The following is a 17,575-nucleotide window of genomic DNA, read 5'->3' as shown; positions in this document are numbered from 1 at the left end:
GTCAGTCCGAAAATGGCCAGCGCTCCATCAGTCGAGGGCCTGCACGCGAACCCGCGCGGTACCGCTGCTGAGCATACCGAGTTGTTTGGCGGCTTCGCGTGAAACATCAATCAGGCGTCCACGTGTATGCGGGCCACGATCGTTAATGCGCACCACAACGGACTCATCGTTTTTCAGGTTGGTGACCTTCACCCGCGTGCCAAAGGGCAACTGGCGGTGGGCGGCGGTCAGGGAATTCTGGTTGAACGCTTCGCCACTGGCAGTGCGTTTACCGTGGTGCTTGGCACCGTAATAAGAAGCGACGCCGGTCTGGTCGTAACCGTGCGGGTCGATGGTGTCGGTACTGGCGCAACCGGCCAGCAAAGAGAGCAGGGCGCAGGCGCCGAGCAGACGTTTCATTCAGATACTCCAAAGTGATCGTTCCCACGCTCCAGCGTGGGAATGCATCCCGTGACGCTCTGCGTCACACCGCAATGGACGCGGAGCGTCCGGGGCGGCATTCCCACGCAGAGCGTGGGAACGATCCCCGAGCGCGGGGCCAGAATCAGCCTTCGAGCTTGCTTTTCAGCAGTTCGTTCACTTGCTGCGGGTTGGCTTTGCCTTTCGACGCTTTCATCGCCTGACCGACAAAGAAGCCGAACATCTTGCCGCGTTTGGCTTCATCCGCCGCACGATACTGTTCAACTTGCTCGGCGTTGGCCGCAAGCATTTCGTCGAGCACCGCCGAGATCGCGCCGCTGTCGGTCACCTGTTTCAGGCCACGTTTTTCGATGATCTCGTCTGCGCTGCCTTCACCGTTGGCCATCGCTTCAAACACCACCTTGGCGATCTTGCCGGAGATGGTGTTGTCCTTGATGCGCAGCAGCATGCCACCCAACAGTTCCGCCGACACCGGCGACTCGTCGATGTCCAGGCCTTGCTTGTTGAGCAGGCTGCCCAACTCGACCATCACCCAGTTCGCCGCCAGTTTGGCGTCGCCGCCGATGCTCGCGACTTTCTCGAAGTAATCGGCTTGCTCGCGGCTGGTGGCCAGCACGCTGGCGTCGTAGACCGACAGACCGAATTGCTCCTGGAAGCGCTCGCGTTTCTGCGGAGGCAGTTCCGGCAGGGTGGCGCGCACCTCGCCGAGGAACGACTCTTCGATGACCACCGGCAGCAGATCCGGATCGGGGAAGTAACGGTAGTCGTTGGCTTCCTCTTTCGAACGCATCGGACGGGTCTCGTCCTTGTTCGGATCGTACAGACGGGTCTGCTGGATCACTTTGCCGCCGTCTTCGATCAGCTCGATCTGACGCTGGATCTCGGAGTTGATCGCCTTCTCGATGAAGCGGAACGAGTTAACGTTCTTGATCTCGCAACGCGTGCCGAACTCGACTTGGCCTTTCGGGCGGATCGACACGTTGCAGTCGCAACGCAGCGAACCTTCGGCCATGTTGCCGTCGCAGATGCCCAGATAACGCACCAGTGCGTGGATCGCCTTGACGTAAGCCACGGCTTCCTTGGCGCTGCGCATGTCCGGCTCGGAAACGATTTCCAGCAGCGGCGTGCCGGCACGGTTCAGGTCGATGCCGGTGGCACCATTGAATTCTTCGTGCAGGCTCTTGCCGGCGTCTTCTTCCAGGTGCGCGCGGGTGATGCCGACACGTTTGACCGTGCCGTCTTCCAGCGCGATGTCCAGGTGGCCCTTGCCAACGATCGGCAATTCCATCTGGCTGATCTGGTAGCCCTTAGGCAAGTCCGGATAGAAGTAGTTTTTACGGGCGAACACGTTGTGCTGACCGATCTCGGCGTCAATCGCCAGACCGAACATCACCGCCATGCGCACCGCTTCCTGGTTCAGCACCGGAAGAACGCCGGGCATGCCCAGGTCGATCAGGCTGGCCTGGGTGTTCGGCTCGGAACCGAATGTGGTGGAACTACCGGAAAAGATTTTCGACCGGGTGGTGAGCTGAGTGTGAATCTCCAGCCCGATCACGACTTCCCATTGCATGTGTGTCTCCTCAGAAGCCGGTTGGGGTGCGGGTGTGCCAGTCAGTGTTGAGCTGATACTGGTGCGCAACATTGAGCAAACGGCCTTCCTGGAAATACGGCGCAAGCAACTGCACGCCCACCGGCAGACCGTCGACAAAACCGGCCGGCATCGACAGGCCCGGCAGGCCCGCGAGGTTGGCGGTGATGGTGTAGACGTCTTCCAGATAGGCAGCGACCGGGTCGCTGTTCTTGGCGCCGAGTTTCCAGGCCGGGTTCGGCGTGGTTGGGCCGAGGATGACGTCGACTTCATTAAAGGCAGCCATGAAATCGTTCTTCACCAGACGACGGATCTTCTGCGCTTTCAGGTAGTAGGCGTCGTAGTAACCGGCGGACAGCGCGTAGGCACCGACCATGATCCGGCGCTGGACTTCCGGGCCGAAGCCTTCGCCACGGGAGCGCTTGTACAGGTCGATCAGGTCTTTCGGTTGCTCGCAGCGATGGCCGAAACGCACGCCGTCGAAACGCGACAGGTTCGAAGAAGCCTCTGCTGGCGCGATCACGTAGTACGCAGGAATCGCGTGCTGCATGTTCGGCAGGCTGATTTCCTTGATCACGGCACCGAGCTTCTGCAGCTCTTTAATGCTGTTCTGGATCAGTTCGGCGATGCGCGGGTCGAGACCGACGCTGAAGTATTCCTTCGGCACGCCGATGCGCAGGCCTTGCAGCGAATCGCCGAGGCTTGCGGAGTAATCCGGAACCGGCTCATCGATGCTGGTGGAGTCGTTCTGATCGAAGCCAGCCATACCTTGCAACAAAATTGCGCAGTCTTCAGCCGTGCGCGCCAACGGGCCGCCCTGATCGAGACTGGAGGCGTAAGCGATCATGCCCCAGCGCGAAACGCGACCGTACGTCGGTTTCAGGCCGGTGAGGTTGGTGAACGCTGCTGGCTGACGAATCGAACCGCCGGTATCGGTGGCCGTCGCCGCAGGCAACAGACGAGCGGCAACTGCGGCCGCCGAGCCGCCGGACGAACCGCCCGGTACGTGTTCCAGATTCCACGGGTTTTTCACCGCGCCGTACCAGCTCGACTCGTTGGCCGAACCCATGGCGAACTCGTCCATGTTGGTCTTGCCCAGGGTCACGGCGCCGGCAGCGGCCAGCTTCGCGACCACGGTGGCGTCGTATGGGGCCTTGAAGTTGTCGAGCATCTTCGAGCCGCAGCTGGTGCGAATGCCCTGAGTGCAGAACAGGTCTTTGTGGGCGATCGGCGCGCCGAGCAGGGCGCCGCTCTCACCGTTGGCGCGGCGGGCATCGGCGGCTTTCGCCTGCTCGAGAGCCAGCTCTTCGGTGAGGCTGATGAAACTATTGAGCTGCGGATCGAGCTGGGTGATACGCGCCAGCAGGACTTTGGTCAGCTCTTCGGAGGAAAACTTTTTATCGGCGAGACCGCGGGCGATCTCGGCCAGAGTCATTTGATGCATTGCAGGCTCTTTCCCTTTAGTCGATGACTTTCGGAACCAGATACAGGCCGTTTTCGACCGCTGGTGCGATGGACTGGTAGGCCTCGCGGTGATTAGTCTCGGTCACGACGTCGGCACGCAGGCGCTGACTGGCTTCCAGCGGGTGGGCCAGAGGCTCGATACCGTCGGTATTAACAGCCTGCATTTCGTCGACCAGCCCGAGAATGCTGTTGAGGGCGGAAGTAATGTGTGGAAGATCAGCATCATTGAGGCCAAGGCAGGCCAGATGAGCAATCTTTTCCACGTCGGAGCGTTCTAGCGCCATCGGGATTCTCCAGTGGAAAACAGAACACACGGCGTCCGTGTGTTAGATTGTTCGGAACACTACCGCACTTCTACGGTCATAAGGCCGCGATTGTGGGGCTTGGTGCACAGAAAAGCGGCCAATTTAACATATTGGCGCCTTGCCCAAAATCCCTGTCGTTGTTAGAGTTTGCCGCACTTTTTTACCCACGCGTTGCCTAGGGTCCCTTTCCCATGTTCAAGAAACTGCGTGGCATGTTTTCCAGCGATCTTTCCATTGACCTGGGCACTGCCAACACCCTTATTTACGTGCGCGAGCGCGGTATCGTCCTGAATGAGCCATCGGTTGTGGCTATTCGGACACACGGTAATCAGAAAAGTGTCGTCGCTGTCGGCACCGAAGCCAAGCGCATGCTCGGTCGTACGCCGGGCAACATTGCTGCCATTCGTCCGATGAAAGACGGCGTGATCGCCGACTTCAGCGTTTGCGAAAAGATGCTGCAATACTTTATTAACAAAGTTCACGAAAACAGCTTTCTGCAGCCTAGCCCTCGTGTGCTGATCTGCGTTCCATGCAAATCCACCCAGGTTGAGCGTCGCGCCATCCGTGAATCGGCCCTCGGTGCCGGTGCCCGTGAAGTGTTCCTGATCGAAGAGCCAATGGCTGCTGCGATCGGTGCCGGCCTGCCGGTCGAAGAAGCGCGCGGTTCGATGGTCGTGGATATCGGTGGTGGTACCACTGAAATCGCACTGATCTCCCTGAACGGTGTGGTCTATGCCGAATCCGTACGCGTTGGCGGCGACCGCTTCGACGAAGCGATCATCACCTACGTGCGCCGTAACTACGGCAGCCTGATCGGTGAATCCACCGCTGAGCGCATCAAACAGGAAATCGGTACTGCCTATCCGGGCGGCGAAGTGCGCGAAGTCGATGTTCGCGGTCGCAACCTGGCCGAAGGCGTTCCACGCGCATTCACCCTGAACTCCAACGAAGTGCTGGAAGCTCTGCAAGAGTCCCTGGCAACCATCGTTCAGGCCGTGAAAAGCGCGCTGGAGCAGTCGCCGCCGGAACTGGCTTCCGACATCGCCGAGCGTGGCCTGGTGCTGACCGGTGGTGGCGCGCTGCTGCGTGACCTCGACAAGTTGCTGGCGCAGGAAACCGGTCTGCCGGTGATCGTTGCCGAAGATCCGCTGACCTGTGTTGCTCGCGGCGGTGGCCGTGCATTGGAAATGATGGATAAGCACACCATGGATCTGCTCTCCAGCGAATAAATGCTGGGTTGCAATACGTGGGTGAGCGCGCGCAGGCAGCACTTTGCAGTGCTGCCTGTTGGCGTTTATCTTCTGTCAGTCTTCATCCAGGCCGGTTTGATGCCGTATGAATAAACAGAACATTTGCCTGGGAGGAGCGGCTTATTAAACCGCTTTTCGCCAAAGGCCCTTCGTTGGGTGTGCGCCTGTTGGTGCTGGCCGTGCTGTCGGTCGCGCTGATGGTCGTCGATGCCCGCTTCAGTCTGCTCAAGCCTGCACGCAGCCAGATGTCGCTGGTGCTGATGGATGCCTACTGGATCACTGACCTGCCCGGACGTTTATGGGAAGGCGTGGCCAGTCAATTCGGCAGCCGTACCGAGCTTGTCGCCGAAAATGAAAAACTCAAAACCGAAAACCTGCTGCTGCAGGGTCGCATGCAAAAGCTTGCCGCCCTCACCGAGCAGAACGTTCGGCTGCGCGAGTTGCTGAATTCTTCCGCACTGGTCAACGAAAAGGTCGAAGTGGCCGAGTTGATCGGCATGGATCCCAATCCCTTCACCCATCGCATCATCATCAATAAAGGTGAGCGCGATGGCGTGGTGCTCGGTCAACCGGTGCTCGATGCGCGCGGCTTGATGGGCCAGGTGGTCGAGTTGATGCCCTACACCTCGCGTGTATTGCTGTTGACCGACACCACTCACAGCATTCCTGTGCAGGTGAACCGTAACGGTTTGCGCGCAATTGCCAGCGGCACCGGTAACCCGGAACGTCTGGAATTGCGCCACGTTGCCGACACCGCCGACATCAAAGAAGGCGATCTGCTGGTCAGCTCCGGTCTCGGCCAGCGTTTCCCGGCCGGTTACCCGGTGGCGACGGTCAAGGAAGTGATCCACGATTCCGGTCAGCCCTTCGCCATCGTCCGCGCCGTACCGACGGCAGCACTGAACCGCAGCCGCTACATGCTGCTGGTGTTCAGCGACACCCGCACGCCGGAAGAGCGTGCCAATGACGCCGCGCAAGCCCAGGAAAATCTCGACGCGCAGGGCGGTGGCCCGGTGATTCCGGCCACTGTGCCGAAAACCGTCACGCCACCTGCCGCCGCTGCGGCGACTCCAGCAGCAACGCCCGCCGCACCGGCCGCTGCCGCTGCGACACCGGCCAAGCCGGCTGCGAGCAAACCGCCAGCGGCGTCTAAACCGCCCGCCGCCAGTAAACCTCCGGCCGCTCAGCCGGCTGCACGGCCAGCGGCGAAACCGCCGGTGACTGCGCCCGCCACCATCGGGAGACAAGAATAATGGTCGGAGCGACTGCCTCGCGTAACGGCTGGATCGTCTGGCTGACCTTTGCCATCGGCCTGCTGCTCAGTGTTTCGCCGTTGCCGCAATTCATGGAAATCCTCCGCCCGCTGTGGCTGGCGCTGCTCCTGACATTCTGGGCGCTGTACATGCCGCAGACGGTCGGGATGGTCACCGCGTTTTGTCTGGGCCTGGCCGAAGACGTGCTCTATGGCACGCTGCTGGGGCAGAACGCCTTGATCCTGACGCTGATTACTTTCCTTGTCCTCTCGTTGCAACAGCGCTTGCGCATGTTCCCGATGTGGCAGCAGTGCCTGGTGATTCTGGTGATCTTCGGCCTCGCCCAGCTCGTGCAGCTGTGGCTCAGCGCGTTGACCGGCAACCGTCAACCGACGCTGGCGCTGGTATTGCCGGCACTGGTCAGCGCCTTGCTCTGGCCGTGGATCAGCTTCGCTCTGCGTGGATTGCGCCGCCGCTACAAGATCAATTGAGTCGATCAGGCATGTGCCCGCACCGGTGACGCCGCCAACAGGGAAGAGTATTTGTGAGGCAGGGCACTAAACAGGGAGATGTCGTGATGAAGTCGCTTTACCTTGCCTCAGGTTCGCCGCGTCGGCGTGAATTGCTCACGCAGATCGGCGTGCCGTTCACCGCCATCAGCGCGGACATCGATGAAACCCCTTTAACCAACGAATCCCCTTCGGCCTACGTCGAGCGTCTGGCGCGCGGCAAAGCCGAGGCCGGGCGACGCACGCTCGTGTCCACTGAACAGCATTGTGTGCTGGGCGCCGATACCGCTGTGGTGCTCGACGGTAAAATTCTCGGCAAACCGGTGGACGAAGCCGACGCATGCGCCATGCTGATGATGTTGTCCGGCAAGGAGCATGAAGTGCTGACGGCAATCGCCGTGCTCGACGACGAGCGTTGCGAGTCGCGCGTGGTGCGTAGTCTGGTGCGGTTCCGCCCGATCAGTCGTGAAGAAGCCGCGGTCTACTGGGCCAGCGGTGAACCCCGGGACAAGGCCGGTGGCTATGGCATTCAGGGCCTCGGCGCAGTGTTTGTCGCCGGGCTCAATGGCAGTTACTCGGCGGTGGTCGGGTTGCCTGTTTGCGAAACCGCAGAACTGCTGGGCCATTTCGGCATACCCTGTTGGCAAAACCTAAGCGCGCAATGAGCGTCGTACGAAACCAGATGCGGCCATTATCGTGAAAATGTCTGAACGAGATCCTGCCATGAGTGAAGAGATTCTGATCAACATCACGCCGATGGAGTCGCGCGTGGCGGTGGTCGAAAACGGTGTGCTGCAAGAAGTCCATGTCGAGCGCACGCAAAAACGCGGGATCGTCGGCAACATCTATAAAGGCAAGATCGTCCGGGTACTGCCGGGCATGCAGGCGGCATTCGTCGACATCGGCCTGGATCGCGCCGCGTTCATTCATGCCTCGGAAATTTCCCTGCGCGAAGGCTCCTCCGTTGAAAGCATCAGCGCGCTGGTGCACGAAGGCCAGAGCCTGGTGGTGCAAGTCACCAAAGACCCGATCGGCTCTAAAGGCGCACGCCTGACCACACAACTGTCGATCCCGTCGCGCTATCTGGTGTACATGCCGCGCACCGCCCACGTCGGCATTTCCCTGAAAATCGAAGACGAAGCCGAACGCGAACGCCTGAAAAAGGTGGTCAGCGATTGCGTGGCCAAAGAAGGCATTCAGGAGGCGGGCGGCTTTATTCTGCGCACCGCGGCCGAAGGTGCCGGCGCTGAAGAAATCCTCATGGACATTCGTTATCTGCGCCGTTTGTGGGATCAGATCAACGAACAAATCAAAACCATCGGCGCGCCGAGCGTGATCTACGAAGACCTCGGTCTGGCCTTGCGCACCCTGCGCGACTTGGTCAGCCCGAAGATCGAGAAGATCCGCATCGACTCGCGGGAAACCTTCCAGAAAACCACGCAGTTCGTCGCCGAGCTGATGCCGGAGATCGCCGATCGTCTGGAACATTACCCGGGCGAGCGGCCGATTTTCGATCTGTATGGCGTTGAAGACGAAATCCAGCGCGCCCTTGAGCGCAAGGTCCCGCTGAAATCCGGCGGCTATCTGGTGATCGATCCGGCGGAAGCCATGACCACCATCGACGTCAACACTGGCGCGTTCGTCGGTCATCGCAACCTTGAAGAAACCATTTTCAAGACCAACCTCGAAGCCGCCACCGCGATTGCCCGGCAGATGCGCCTGCGCAATCTGGGCGGGATCATCATCATCGACTTCATCGACATGGAAGATGAAGAGCACCAGCGTCAGGTGCTGCGCACGCTGGAGAAACAGCTGGAGCGCGATCACGCCAAGACCAACATTATCGGCATCACCGAGTTGGGCTTGGTGCAGATGACCCGCAAGCGCACCCGCGAAAGTCTTGAGCAAGTGCTGTGCGAGCCGTGCAGCAGTTGTCAGGGCCGTGGCAAATTGAAGACTCCGGAAACCATCTGTTACGAGATTTTCCGCGAGATTCTGCGTGAGGCCCGTGCCTATCAGGCCGAGGGTTATCGCGTACTGGCCAACCAGAAAGTGGTTGATCGACTGCTCGATGAAGAATCGGGTAACGTCGCCGAACTTGAAGGGTTTATCGGTCGCACCATTCGTTTCCAGGTGGAAACCATGTATTCCCAGGAACAATACGACGTGGTGCTGCTCTGATCCCCTGCGTCACATTTTTTCTACCGCGGCTGGCCTCAGCTTTTCGCAGTTTTATTGCCATGGGAGCCATCTGACATGGAGCGTCTGACACGCATTCTGGCCGCACTCACCCGTTGGGGGCTGGGCCTGTGCGCGTTGGTTCTGGTGTTGATGGCGTTGTACGTCAGCCTCGGCCGCGAGCTGACCCCGCTGGTCGCCGAATACCGCACTGACATCGAAGACAAGGCCAGCGCCGCCCTTGGCATGCCGTTGCAGATCGGCGAGCTGGAAGGTAACTGGAGCGGCTTCGCCCCGATTCTGCTGGCACGCGATGTGATGGTCGGCAGCGGCGCCAATGCGTTGCGTCTGGATCAAGTGCGCGCCGTGCCTGATCTCTGGGCCAGTCTGTTGGCCCGTGAAGTGCGCATTGCCCATCTGGAACTCAATGGCCTGAAGATCAGCCTCAAGGAAGCCGAGGACGGCAGTTGGGCGCTGGAAGGTCTGCCAGTGCAGAACGATCAACCGCTGGATGCGCAGCAGTTGTTCAATCGTTCGCAAATGATTCAGCAACTCTCGGTGCTCGACAGTCAGGTGACCCTGCAGCCGCAGGATCACGCGCCGATGACCCTCACCTATGTCGGCATCAACCTGAAAACCGGCGCCAGTCGCCAACGTCTCGATGCCCGTTTGACTCTGCCGGACGGCCAGCCCGTGGCGATCAACCTGCGCACGCGCCTGCGTCCGGAGCAATGGCAGGACAGCACGGTCGAGGGCTACGCCAGTCTGCCGCAAAGCGATTGGGCGAAATGGTTGCCCGAACGCCTGACCCAACAATGGAATTTCTCCGAGATCAAGGCCGGCGGTGAGGTCTGGATCGATTGGGCCAAGGGCACGCTGCAAAGCGCCTCTGTTCGCTTGAACGCGCCGCAAGTCACCGGCGCCTATGGCGAGCGCAAGCCTATCCAGATCAACAACCTCGCCATCAACGCGTACTACCGCGACGGTGGCGACGGCGCGGCGGTGACGTTTGATTCGCTGGCGATGAATTTCGGCGAAACCCGCTGGGAATCCCGCGTCCAACTGCAACAGACCCGCGCCACCGACAAAGTGGAAGAGCTCTGGCATCTGCAGGCTGATCGTCTGGATCTGACGCCGATCACGCCACTGCTCAACGCGCTCGGGCCGTTACCCAAAGGTTTCGCCGAAGTGGTCGATCACCTGAAAGTGACCGGTGGCCTGCGCAACGTGCTGCTGGATTTCCGTCCGGCGGCCACTGACGGCACAAAATTCAGCTTCGCCGCCAACCTCGACAAAGTCGGCTTCGATGCCTATCACGGCGCCCCGGCTGCACGAAATGTCAGCGGCAGCCTCAGCGGTAACCTCGACGGCGGCGAACTGCGCATGGACAGCAAAGATTTTGTCCTCCATCTCGATCCGATTTTCGCCAAGCCGTGGCAATACATTCAGGCCAACGCGCGCCTGACGTGGAAACTTGATAAAGACGGATTCACCCTGATCGCGCCGTACCTCAAGGTGCTCGGCGAAGAGGGCAAGATTGCCGGCGACTTCCTGATTCGTCTGCATTTCGATCACAGCCAGGAAGACTACATGGACTTGCGTGTCGGTCTGGTCGACGGCGACGGTCGTTACACCGCCAAGTACCTGCCGGAAGTCTTGAGCCCGGCGCTCGACGAATGGCTGCGCACGGCGATCCTCAAAGGCGCGGTGGACGAAGGTTTCTTCCAGTATCAGGGCTCGCTGAGCAAGGACGCCAAAGAAGCCGATCGCAGCATCAGTCTGTTCTTCAAGGTGCATGACGCCGAACTCGCATTCCAGCCGGGCTGGCCGCACGTCAGCAAGGTCAGCGGTGATGTGTTTATCGAGGACAGCGGCGTACGCATTCTGGCGAGAAAGGGTCAGTTGCTCGACACCCAGGTCAGCGATGTCTCGGTCAATATTCCGCATGTGCCGTCCGGGCAGAACTCGCACTTGCTGCTGGATGGCGCGTTCGCCGGTGGTCTGGGCGATGGTTTGAAAATTTTGCAGGATGCGCCGATCGGCACGGGCGAAACCTTCGCCGGTTGGGAAGGCTCAGGGGATCTTCGTGGCAAGCTCAAGCTCGACGTGCCGCTGGGCAAAGGCGAGGAGCCGAAAGTCCTCGTTGATTTCAAAACCGCCAATGCGAAGTTGAAACTCGCTGAGCCGAAGCTCGAGCTGAGCCAACTCAAGGGTGATTTCCGCTTCGACAGCGCCAAGGGCCTCAGCGGGCAGAACATCAGCGCACGGGCCTTCGACAAACCGGTGACCGCGCAGATTTTTGCCGACGGCAGTCCGGGCAAGCTGAAAACACGTGTTGCGGCGACAGGCCAGGTCGAAGTCAAAAAGCTCACCGACTGGCTGGCGGTGACGCAACCGTTGCCGGTGTCCGGGACGATTCCGTATCAACTGCAATTGAATCTGGACGGCGCCGACAGCCAATTAATGGTCAGCTCCAACCTCAAGGGCGTGGCGGTGGATCTGCCGGCACCGTTCGGCATGGCGGCGGATGTCGGACGCGACACGGTGTTCCGCATGACCTTGCAAGGGCCGGAGCGGCGTTATTGGGTCAATTACGATCAACTGGCCAACTTCACCTATGCCGCGCCATCGAGCGGTTTTGCTGACGGTCGCGGTGAGTTGTTCCTCGGGGCGGGCGAGGCGGTGTTGCCGGGTGCCAAGGGTTTGCGCATTCGCGGTGTGCTGTCGGAGCTGGACGTCGCGCCGTGGCAGGATCTGGTCAACAAGTACGCCGGGCAGGATCCGGGCGGCAGCGCCAACAAATTGCTCAGCAGCGCGGATATCAAAGTCGGCAAGCTGACAGCGTTCGGCACCACGCTGGATCAGGCGTCGGTGCAGCTCAATCGCAAACCTGGCGCGTGGGCGTTGGCCCTCGACAGTCAGCAGGCTAAAGGCACCGCCAGCCTGCCGGACGCCAAGGGCGTGCCGATTTCGGTGAACATGCAATACGTGAAGCTGCCGGCGGCGGATCCGAATGTGCAGACCGACGAGAACGCCCCCGATCCTTTGGCCTCGGTCGATCCGACTAAAATCCCCGCGCTGGATATCACCATCAATCAATTGTTCCAGGGCCAGGATCTGGTCGGTGGCTGGTCGCTGAAAATTCGCCCGACTGCCAAAGGCATTGCCCTGAATAGCCTCGACATGGGCCTCAAAGGCATCCTCTTGCAAGGTAATGGCGGCTGGGAAGGCGCGGCGGGTTCGAGCAACAGCTGGTTCAAAGGGCGGATCAGCGGCAAGAACCTCGCCGATGTGCTCAAGGGCTGGGGTTATGCGCCGAGCGTGACCAGCGAAAATTTCCACATGGACGTCGATGGCCGCTGGCCGGGCTCGCCGGCATGGCTGGCGACCAAGCGCTTCTCCGGCACCCTTGATGCCTCGCTGAACAAAGGTCAGTTCGTTGAAGTGGAGGGCGGCGCGCAGGCGTTGCGCGTGTTCGGTCTGCTCAACTTCAACTCGATTGGCCGTCGCTTGCGCCTGGACTTCTCCGACCTGTTCGGCAAAGGCCTGAGCTACGACCGGGTCAAAGGCCTGCTGGTGGCGACGAATGGTGTTTACGACACCAAGGAGCCGATTCGCCTGACCGGGCCGTCGAGCAACATCGAACTCAACGGCAAACTGGACATGGTTGCGGAGCAAGTCGACGCCAAGTTGATGGTGACCTTGCCGGTGACCAACAACCTGCCGATTGCCGCGCTGATCGTCGGAGCCCCGGCGATTGGCGGTGCTTTGTTCCTGATCGACAAGCTGATCGGCGACCAGGTGGCGCGCTTCGCCAGCGTCAAATACACCGTCAAAGGCCCATGGAAAGAGCCGAAAATCACTTTCGACAAGCCTTTTTGAGTAGCATGACGCTATCCCCGTGTAGGAGCTGCCGCAGGCTGCGATCTTTTGATGTTGTTTTTTAAAAGCCAGATCAAAAGATCGCAGCCTGCGGCAGCTCCTACACCGTCACATGCAGATTCCGAGGAGCGGCCATGTCTTTTGCGGTGATTCAAATGGTCAGCCAGAGTGACGTGCTGGCCAATCTGGCTCAGGCCCGGCGCCTGCTCGAACAGGCTGCCGCCGGGGGCGCGAAGCTCGCGGTGCTGCCGGAAAATTTCGCCGCCATGGGCCGTCGCGACGTCGCTGATATCGGCCGCGCCGAGGCATTGGGCGACGGCCCGATCCTGCCATGGTTGAAACAGACCGCCCGCGACCTCAAGTTATGGATAGTGGCCGGCACATTGCCGTTGCCGCCGGTGGATCAACCGACGGCGAAGGCCAATGCCTGTTCGCTGCTGGTCAACGAACACGGCGAAATCGTTGCACGCTATGACAAGCTGCACCTGTTCGATGTCGATGTCGCCGACAATCGCGGCCGTTACCGCGAATCCGATGACTATGCTTATGGCAGTGGTGTGGTGGTGGCGGACACGCCGGTGGGCAAATTGGGTCTGACCGTGTGTTACGACCTGCGCTTCCCGGAGCTGTACAGCGAATTGCGCGCGGCTGGTGCTGAATTGATTACCGCACCGTCGGCATTTACCGCGGTGACCGGTGCGGCGCATTGGGACGTACTGATTCGCGCGCGGGCCATCGAAACCCAGTGTTATGTGTTGGCGGCAGCGCAGGGCGGAACCCATCCGGGGCCGCGCGAAACCTTCGGTCATGCGGCGATTGTCGACCCGTGGGGCCGCGTGCTGGCGCAACAGGATCAAGGCGAAGCGGTGTTGTTGGCCGAACGCGATAGCAGTGAACAAGCGTCCATCAGGGCGCGGATGCCGGTGACGAGTCATCGGCGGTTTTTCTCGCAGGGCGCACAGCGACCTGCTTCAGAACATGAATTTAAGGCGTAAACCTATGAGCGAGTTGTTGTCCTCAGTCAGTGATCACCTGTTGGCACCGGGCGGCGTGACCATCGAGAGCCTGCAAGGCGTACTCGGCGATCTGGCCGGCCCGGGCATCGATGCCGCCGACCTGTATTTCCAGGGACAGATCTCCGAGTCCTGGGCGCTGGAAGATGGCATCGTCAAGGAAGGCAGCTTCAACCTCGATCAGGGCGTTGGCGTGCGCGCGCAATCCGGTGAGAAAACCGGTTTCGCCTACAGCAACGCGATCACCCTCGAAGCCCTCGGCGCAGCGGCTCGCGCGGCACGTTCGATCTCCCGTGCCGGGCAAAACGGCACGGTGCAGGCGTTCACCAGCCAAGACGTCGCCCAGTTGTACGCGCCGGATAACCCGCTGGAAGTGCTGAGCCGCGCCGAGAAAGTCGAGTTGCTCAAGAGCATCGATGTCGCGACTCGCGCGCTCGACCCGCGTATCCAGCAAGTCAGCGTGAGCATGGCCGGTGTCTGGGAACGGATTCTGGTCGCGTCCACCGACGGCGGTCTGGCGGCGGATGTGCGCCCTTTGGTGCGTTTCAACGTCAGCGTGATCGTTGAGCAGAATGGTCGTCGCGAGCGCGGCGGGCATGGCGGCGGCGGGCGTACCGACTACCGTTATTTCCTCGCCGAAGACCGCGCCATGGGCTATGCCCGTGAAGCGTTGCGTCAGGCGCTGGTGAATCTGGAAGCGATCCCTGCCCCGGCCGGTACTTTTCCGGTGGTGTTGGGTTCGGGTTGGTCTGGCGTGCTGTTGCACGAAGCCGTCGGCCACGGTCTGGAAGGCGATTTCAACCGCAAGGGCAGTTCGGCCTACAGCGGGCGCATGGGCGAAATGGTTGCCTCGAAGCTTTGCACCATCGTTGATGACGGCACCTTGAGCGGCCGTCGCGGTTCGCTGAGTGTCGACGACGAAGGTACGCCGACCGAGTGCACCACGCTGATCGAAAACGGCGTGCTCAAGGGTTACATGCAGGACAAGCTCAACGCGCGTCTGATGGGCGTGGCCCGTACCGGTAATGGTCGTCGTGAATCTTACGCGCACTTGCCGATGCCGCGGATGACCAACACCTACATGCTCGGTGGCGAAAGCGATCCGGCGGAAATCATCGCGTCGGTGAAGAAAGGCATCTACTGCGCCAACCTCGGCGGCGGTCAGGTCGACATCACCAGCGGCAAGTTTGTGTTCTCCACCAGCGAGGCGTACCTGATCGAAGACGGCAAGATCACCGCGCCGGTCAAAGGCGCGACGTTGATCGGCAACGGCCCTGAGGCGATGAGCCGGGTGTCGATGGTCGGTAACGATCTGGCGCTGGACAGCGGTGTGGGGACGTGCGGCAAGGATGGGCAGTCGGTGCCGGTGGGCGTGGGTCAGCCGACGCTGAAAATCGATGCGATCACCGTCGGTGGCACGGGCGCATAAGAAACGTGTGTAGGAGCTGCCGCAGGCTGCGATCTTTTGATTTTAAAAACAAAGATCGCAGCCTTCGGCAGCTCCTACAAGGATGAGATCAACGCAGACCGCGTTGAGTCTCGTCCAGCTCACGGATGTACTTGAAGATCTTGCGGCTGGAAGCAGGAGGTTTGTTTTGCGCAACCTCGTGCTGAGCCTGACGGATCAGGGAACGCAATTGCTGGCGATCGGCGTCCGGGTACTCGACGACGAATTTTTCCAGCACGGCATCGTCGCCCGCGATCAGGCGATCGCGCCAGCGTTCCAGGTTATGGAAACGCTCGTTGTATTGGCGAGTGGAGGCATCGAGTTGATCGAGCAAGGTCAGAATCGCGTCAGTGTCCTGGTCGCGCATCAGTTTGCCGATGAACTGCAAATGCCGTTTCCGCGCGATATTCGCGGTGTGCTTGGGCGCATCGGCCAAGGCCCGGCGCATGGCGTCGGTCAGTGGCAGTTTTGCGATCAAGTCAGGCTTGAGTGTTGTAAGGCGCTCGCCAAGGTCAACCAGAGCATGCAGCTCGCGTTTGACCTGAGATTTGCTTTTTTCTCCCGTATCGAGGGAGTCGTCGTAAGAATCAACCATGGTGGCAGTCCGCAAAGAAACGCCGCCATGATAACCAGTCGGGGGCCGCTTGTCCGGCCCGGTCGCTCGATGGCCCCAGCCGAAAGCAGAATTTGAGTGGAGATGAGCATGAGTGCAGTTGAAAGCGTCGGCCCGCAGGCATTGCCGGCACTGCAGGAACAGGTCGAGCAGATCATCGCCGAAGCCAAGCGTCAGGGCGCCAGTGCCTGTGAAGTCGCGGTGTCGCTGGAGCAAGGCTTGTCCACGTCCGTGCGTCAGCGCGAAGTCGAAACAGTCGAATTCAACCGCGATCAGGGGTTTGGCATCACCCTGTACGTCGGCCAGCGCAAAGGCTCGGCCAGCACGTCAGCCACCGGGCCAGAAGCGATTCGTGAAACTGTCGCGGCGGCGTTGGCGATTGCCAAGCACACCTCGGAAGACGAAGCCTCGGGCCTGGCCGATGCCGCGCTGATGGCCAAGGATCTGAAGGATTTCGACCTGTTCCACGAATGGGACATCACCCCGGAGCAGGCGATCGAGAAGGCGCTGATCTGCGAAGCGGCGGCGTTTGATGCCGACGCGCGGATCAAGAATGCCGATGGCACCACCCTCAGCACCCACCAAGGCTGCCGCGTTTATGGCAACAGCCACGGTTTTATTGGCGGTTACGCGTCGACCCGACACAGTCTGAGCTGCGTGATGATCGCTGAGGCCGACGGCCAGATGCAGCGCGATTATTGGTATGACGTCAGCCGTCAGGGCTCGTTGCTGGCGGATCCGGTAAGCATCGGTCAGCGTGCGGCGCAGCGGGCGGCGAGCCGTTTGGGCGCGCGTCCGGTGCCAACCTGTGAAGTGCCGGTGCTGTTCTCCGCCGAACTGGCCGGTGGCTTGTTCGGCAGTTTCCTCTCGGCGATTTCCGGCGGCAGCCTGTATCGCAAATCGTCGTTCCTCGAAGGCACGCTGGGGCAGAAGCTGTTCCCGGAATGGCTGACCATCGATGAGCGTCCACACCTGATGCGCGCCATGGGCAGTTCGGCCTATGACGGCGATGGTCTGGCGACGTACGCCAAACCGTTCGTCGAAAAGGGCGAATTGGTCTCGTACATCCTCGGCACGTATTCCGGGCGCAAACTCGGCATGCCGAGCACCGCTAACGCCGGCGGCGTGCACAACCTGTTCGTCACCCATGGCGACGAAGACCAGGCGGCGCTGTTGAAGCGCATGGGCCGTGGTTTGCTCGTCACCGAATTGATGGGCCATGGCTTGAACATGGTCACCGGCGACTATTCACGCGGCGCGGCGGGTTTCTGGGTCGAGAACGGCGAAATCCAGTTCGCGGTGCAGGAAGTGACCATCGCCGGCAACATGCGCGACATGTTCAAGCAGATCGTCGCGGTGGGTAACGACCTGGAACTGCGCAGCAACATTCGCACGGGTTCGGTGTTGATCGAGCGGATGACGGTAGCGGGCAGCTAAGCCCCAACCGTCACAAAAAAGGCGCGCCATCCACCCGGATGGCGCGCCTTTTTCATGCCTGCAACAAAGCCCTTGTAGGAGCCGAGCTTGCTCGCGAAAGCGGTGTATCAATCAACATCAATGTTGACTGACACGACGCCTTCGCGAGCAAGCTCGGCTCCTACAAAAGCGTGCGCTCTTGTTTTGGTTCTCATTATCATCTAATAATAAATCTCA

14 protein-coding genes are annotated in these 17,575 nt (G+C 60.5%); 9 read left to right on the top strand and 5 right to left on the bottom strand.

Annotated elements, in window-relative coordinates; translation table 11 throughout:
* Nucleotides 1–27 precede the first annotated feature (27 nt).
* The 4 genes from ACP3TY_RS21230 to gatC form a co-directional block, all read right to left on the bottom strand.
* Nucleotides 28–399: a septal ring lytic transglycosylase RlpA family protein gene (locus ACP3TY_RS21230; protein WP_053117082.1), complete on the bottom strand. Its 372-nt coding sequence runs from the start codon at nt 397–399 to the stop codon at nt 28–30.
* A gap of 145 nt (nt 400–544) precedes the next feature.
* A complete protein-coding gene (gene gatB, locus ACP3TY_RS21225; RefSeq protein ID WP_008085412.1) occupies nt 545–1,990 on the bottom strand; it encodes an Asp-tRNA(Asn)/Glu-tRNA(Gln) amidotransferase subunit GatB in 1,446 nt (481 codons plus the stop codon).
* Between the two features lie 10 nt (nt 1,991–2,000).
* Nucleotides 2,001–3,452, bottom strand: coding sequence for an Asp-tRNA(Asn)/Glu-tRNA(Gln) amidotransferase subunit GatA (gatA, locus tag ACP3TY_RS21220; RefSeq protein WP_426618415.1), 1,452 nt, complete (start codon nt 3,450–3,452; stop codon nt 2,001–2,003).
* Between the two features lie 16 nt (nt 3,453–3,468).
* Nucleotides 3,469–3,756 (bottom strand): Asp-tRNA(Asn)/Glu-tRNA(Gln) amidotransferase subunit GatC, encoded by a 288-nt coding sequence (gene gatC, locus ACP3TY_RS21215; protein WP_007901429.1) that lies wholly within the window; start codon nt 3,754–3,756, stop codon nt 3,469–3,471.
* A gap of 212 nt (nt 3,757–3,968) precedes the next feature.
* On the opposite strand from gatC, the gene mreB reads away from it, so the two are divergent.
* The 8 genes from mreB to tldD all read left to right on the top strand — a co-directional run bounded on the left by mreB (nt 3,969) and on the right by tldD (nt 15,291).
* Entirely contained in the window at nt 3,969–5,006 is a 1,038-nt protein-coding gene (gene mreB / locus ACP3TY_RS21210) for a rod shape-determining protein MreB (protein WP_002555108.1), read from the top strand.
* A 143-nt stretch (nt 5,007–5,149) separates the two neighbouring features.
* The gene (gene mreC, locus ACP3TY_RS21205) at nt 5,150–6,280 is read left to right on the top strand and encodes a rod shape-determining protein MreC (protein ID WP_426620509.1); all 1,131 of its coding nucleotides are present in this window, start codon (nt 5,150–5,152) and stop codon (nt 6,278–6,280) included.
* Nucleotides 6,280–6,771 carry a rod shape-determining protein MreD gene (gene mreD / locus ACP3TY_RS21200; RefSeq protein WP_053117085.1) on the top strand — a complete coding sequence of 164 codons (492 nt, stop codon included), beginning with the start codon at nt 6,280–6,282 and terminating at the stop codon, nt 6,769–6,771. The genes mreC and mreD overlap by 1 nt, the downstream gene beginning before the upstream one ends.
* Nucleotides 6,772–6,857: 86 nt before the next feature.
* Nucleotides 6,858–7,454: a Maf family protein gene (locus tag ACP3TY_RS21195; RefSeq protein WP_426618414.1), complete on the top strand. Its 597-nt coding sequence runs from the start codon at nt 6,858–6,860 to the stop codon at nt 7,452–7,454.
* Between the two features lie 58 nt (nt 7,455–7,512).
* Entirely contained in the window at nt 7,513–8,970 is a 1,458-nt protein-coding gene (gene rng / locus ACP3TY_RS21190; protein ID WP_053117087.1) for a ribonuclease G, read from the top strand.
* A gap of 75 nt (nt 8,971–9,045) precedes the next feature.
* Nucleotides 9,046–12,849: a YhdP family protein gene (locus ACP3TY_RS21185; RefSeq protein ID WP_426618413.1), complete on the top strand. Its 3,804-nt coding sequence runs from the start codon at nt 9,046–9,048 to the stop codon at nt 12,847–12,849.
* A gap of 134 nt (nt 12,850–12,983) precedes the next feature.
* Nucleotides 12,984–13,844 carry a carbon-nitrogen hydrolase family protein gene (locus tag ACP3TY_RS21180; RefSeq protein WP_053117089.1) on the top strand — a complete coding sequence of 287 codons (861 nt, stop codon included), beginning with the start codon at nt 12,984–12,986 and terminating at the stop codon, nt 13,842–13,844.
* Nucleotides 13,845–13,848: 4 nt separating this feature from the next.
* Nucleotides 13,849–15,291, top strand: coding sequence for a metalloprotease TldD (gene tldD, locus ACP3TY_RS21175; protein WP_008085093.1), 1,443 nt, complete (start codon nt 13,849–13,851; stop codon nt 15,289–15,291).
* 88 nt (nt 15,292–15,379) lie between these two features.
* Here tldD and yjgA read toward each other — a convergent pair whose 3' ends face one another.
* The gene (gene yjgA, locus ACP3TY_RS21170; RefSeq protein WP_007915377.1) at nt 15,380–15,904 is read right to left on the bottom strand and encodes a ribosome biogenesis factor YjgA; all 525 of its coding nucleotides are present in this window, start codon (nt 15,902–15,904) and stop codon (nt 15,380–15,382) included.
* 108 nt (nt 15,905–16,012) lie between these two features.
* On the opposite strand from yjgA, the gene pmbA reads away from it, so the two are divergent.
* Nucleotides 16,013–17,359 (top strand): metalloprotease PmbA, encoded by a 1,347-nt coding sequence (gene pmbA, locus ACP3TY_RS21165; RefSeq protein WP_053117090.1) that lies wholly within the window; start codon nt 16,013–16,015, stop codon nt 17,357–17,359.
* Nucleotides 17,360–17,575 lie beyond the last annotated feature (216 nt).

The sequence above is a fragment of the Pseudomonas rustica genome (genome assembly GCF_049959085.1).
GTDB lineage: Bacteria > Pseudomonadota > Gammaproteobacteria > Pseudomonadales > Pseudomonadaceae > Aquipseudomonas > Aquipseudomonas rustica.
This window is presented reverse-complemented; position numbering and strand designations above follow the sequence as displayed.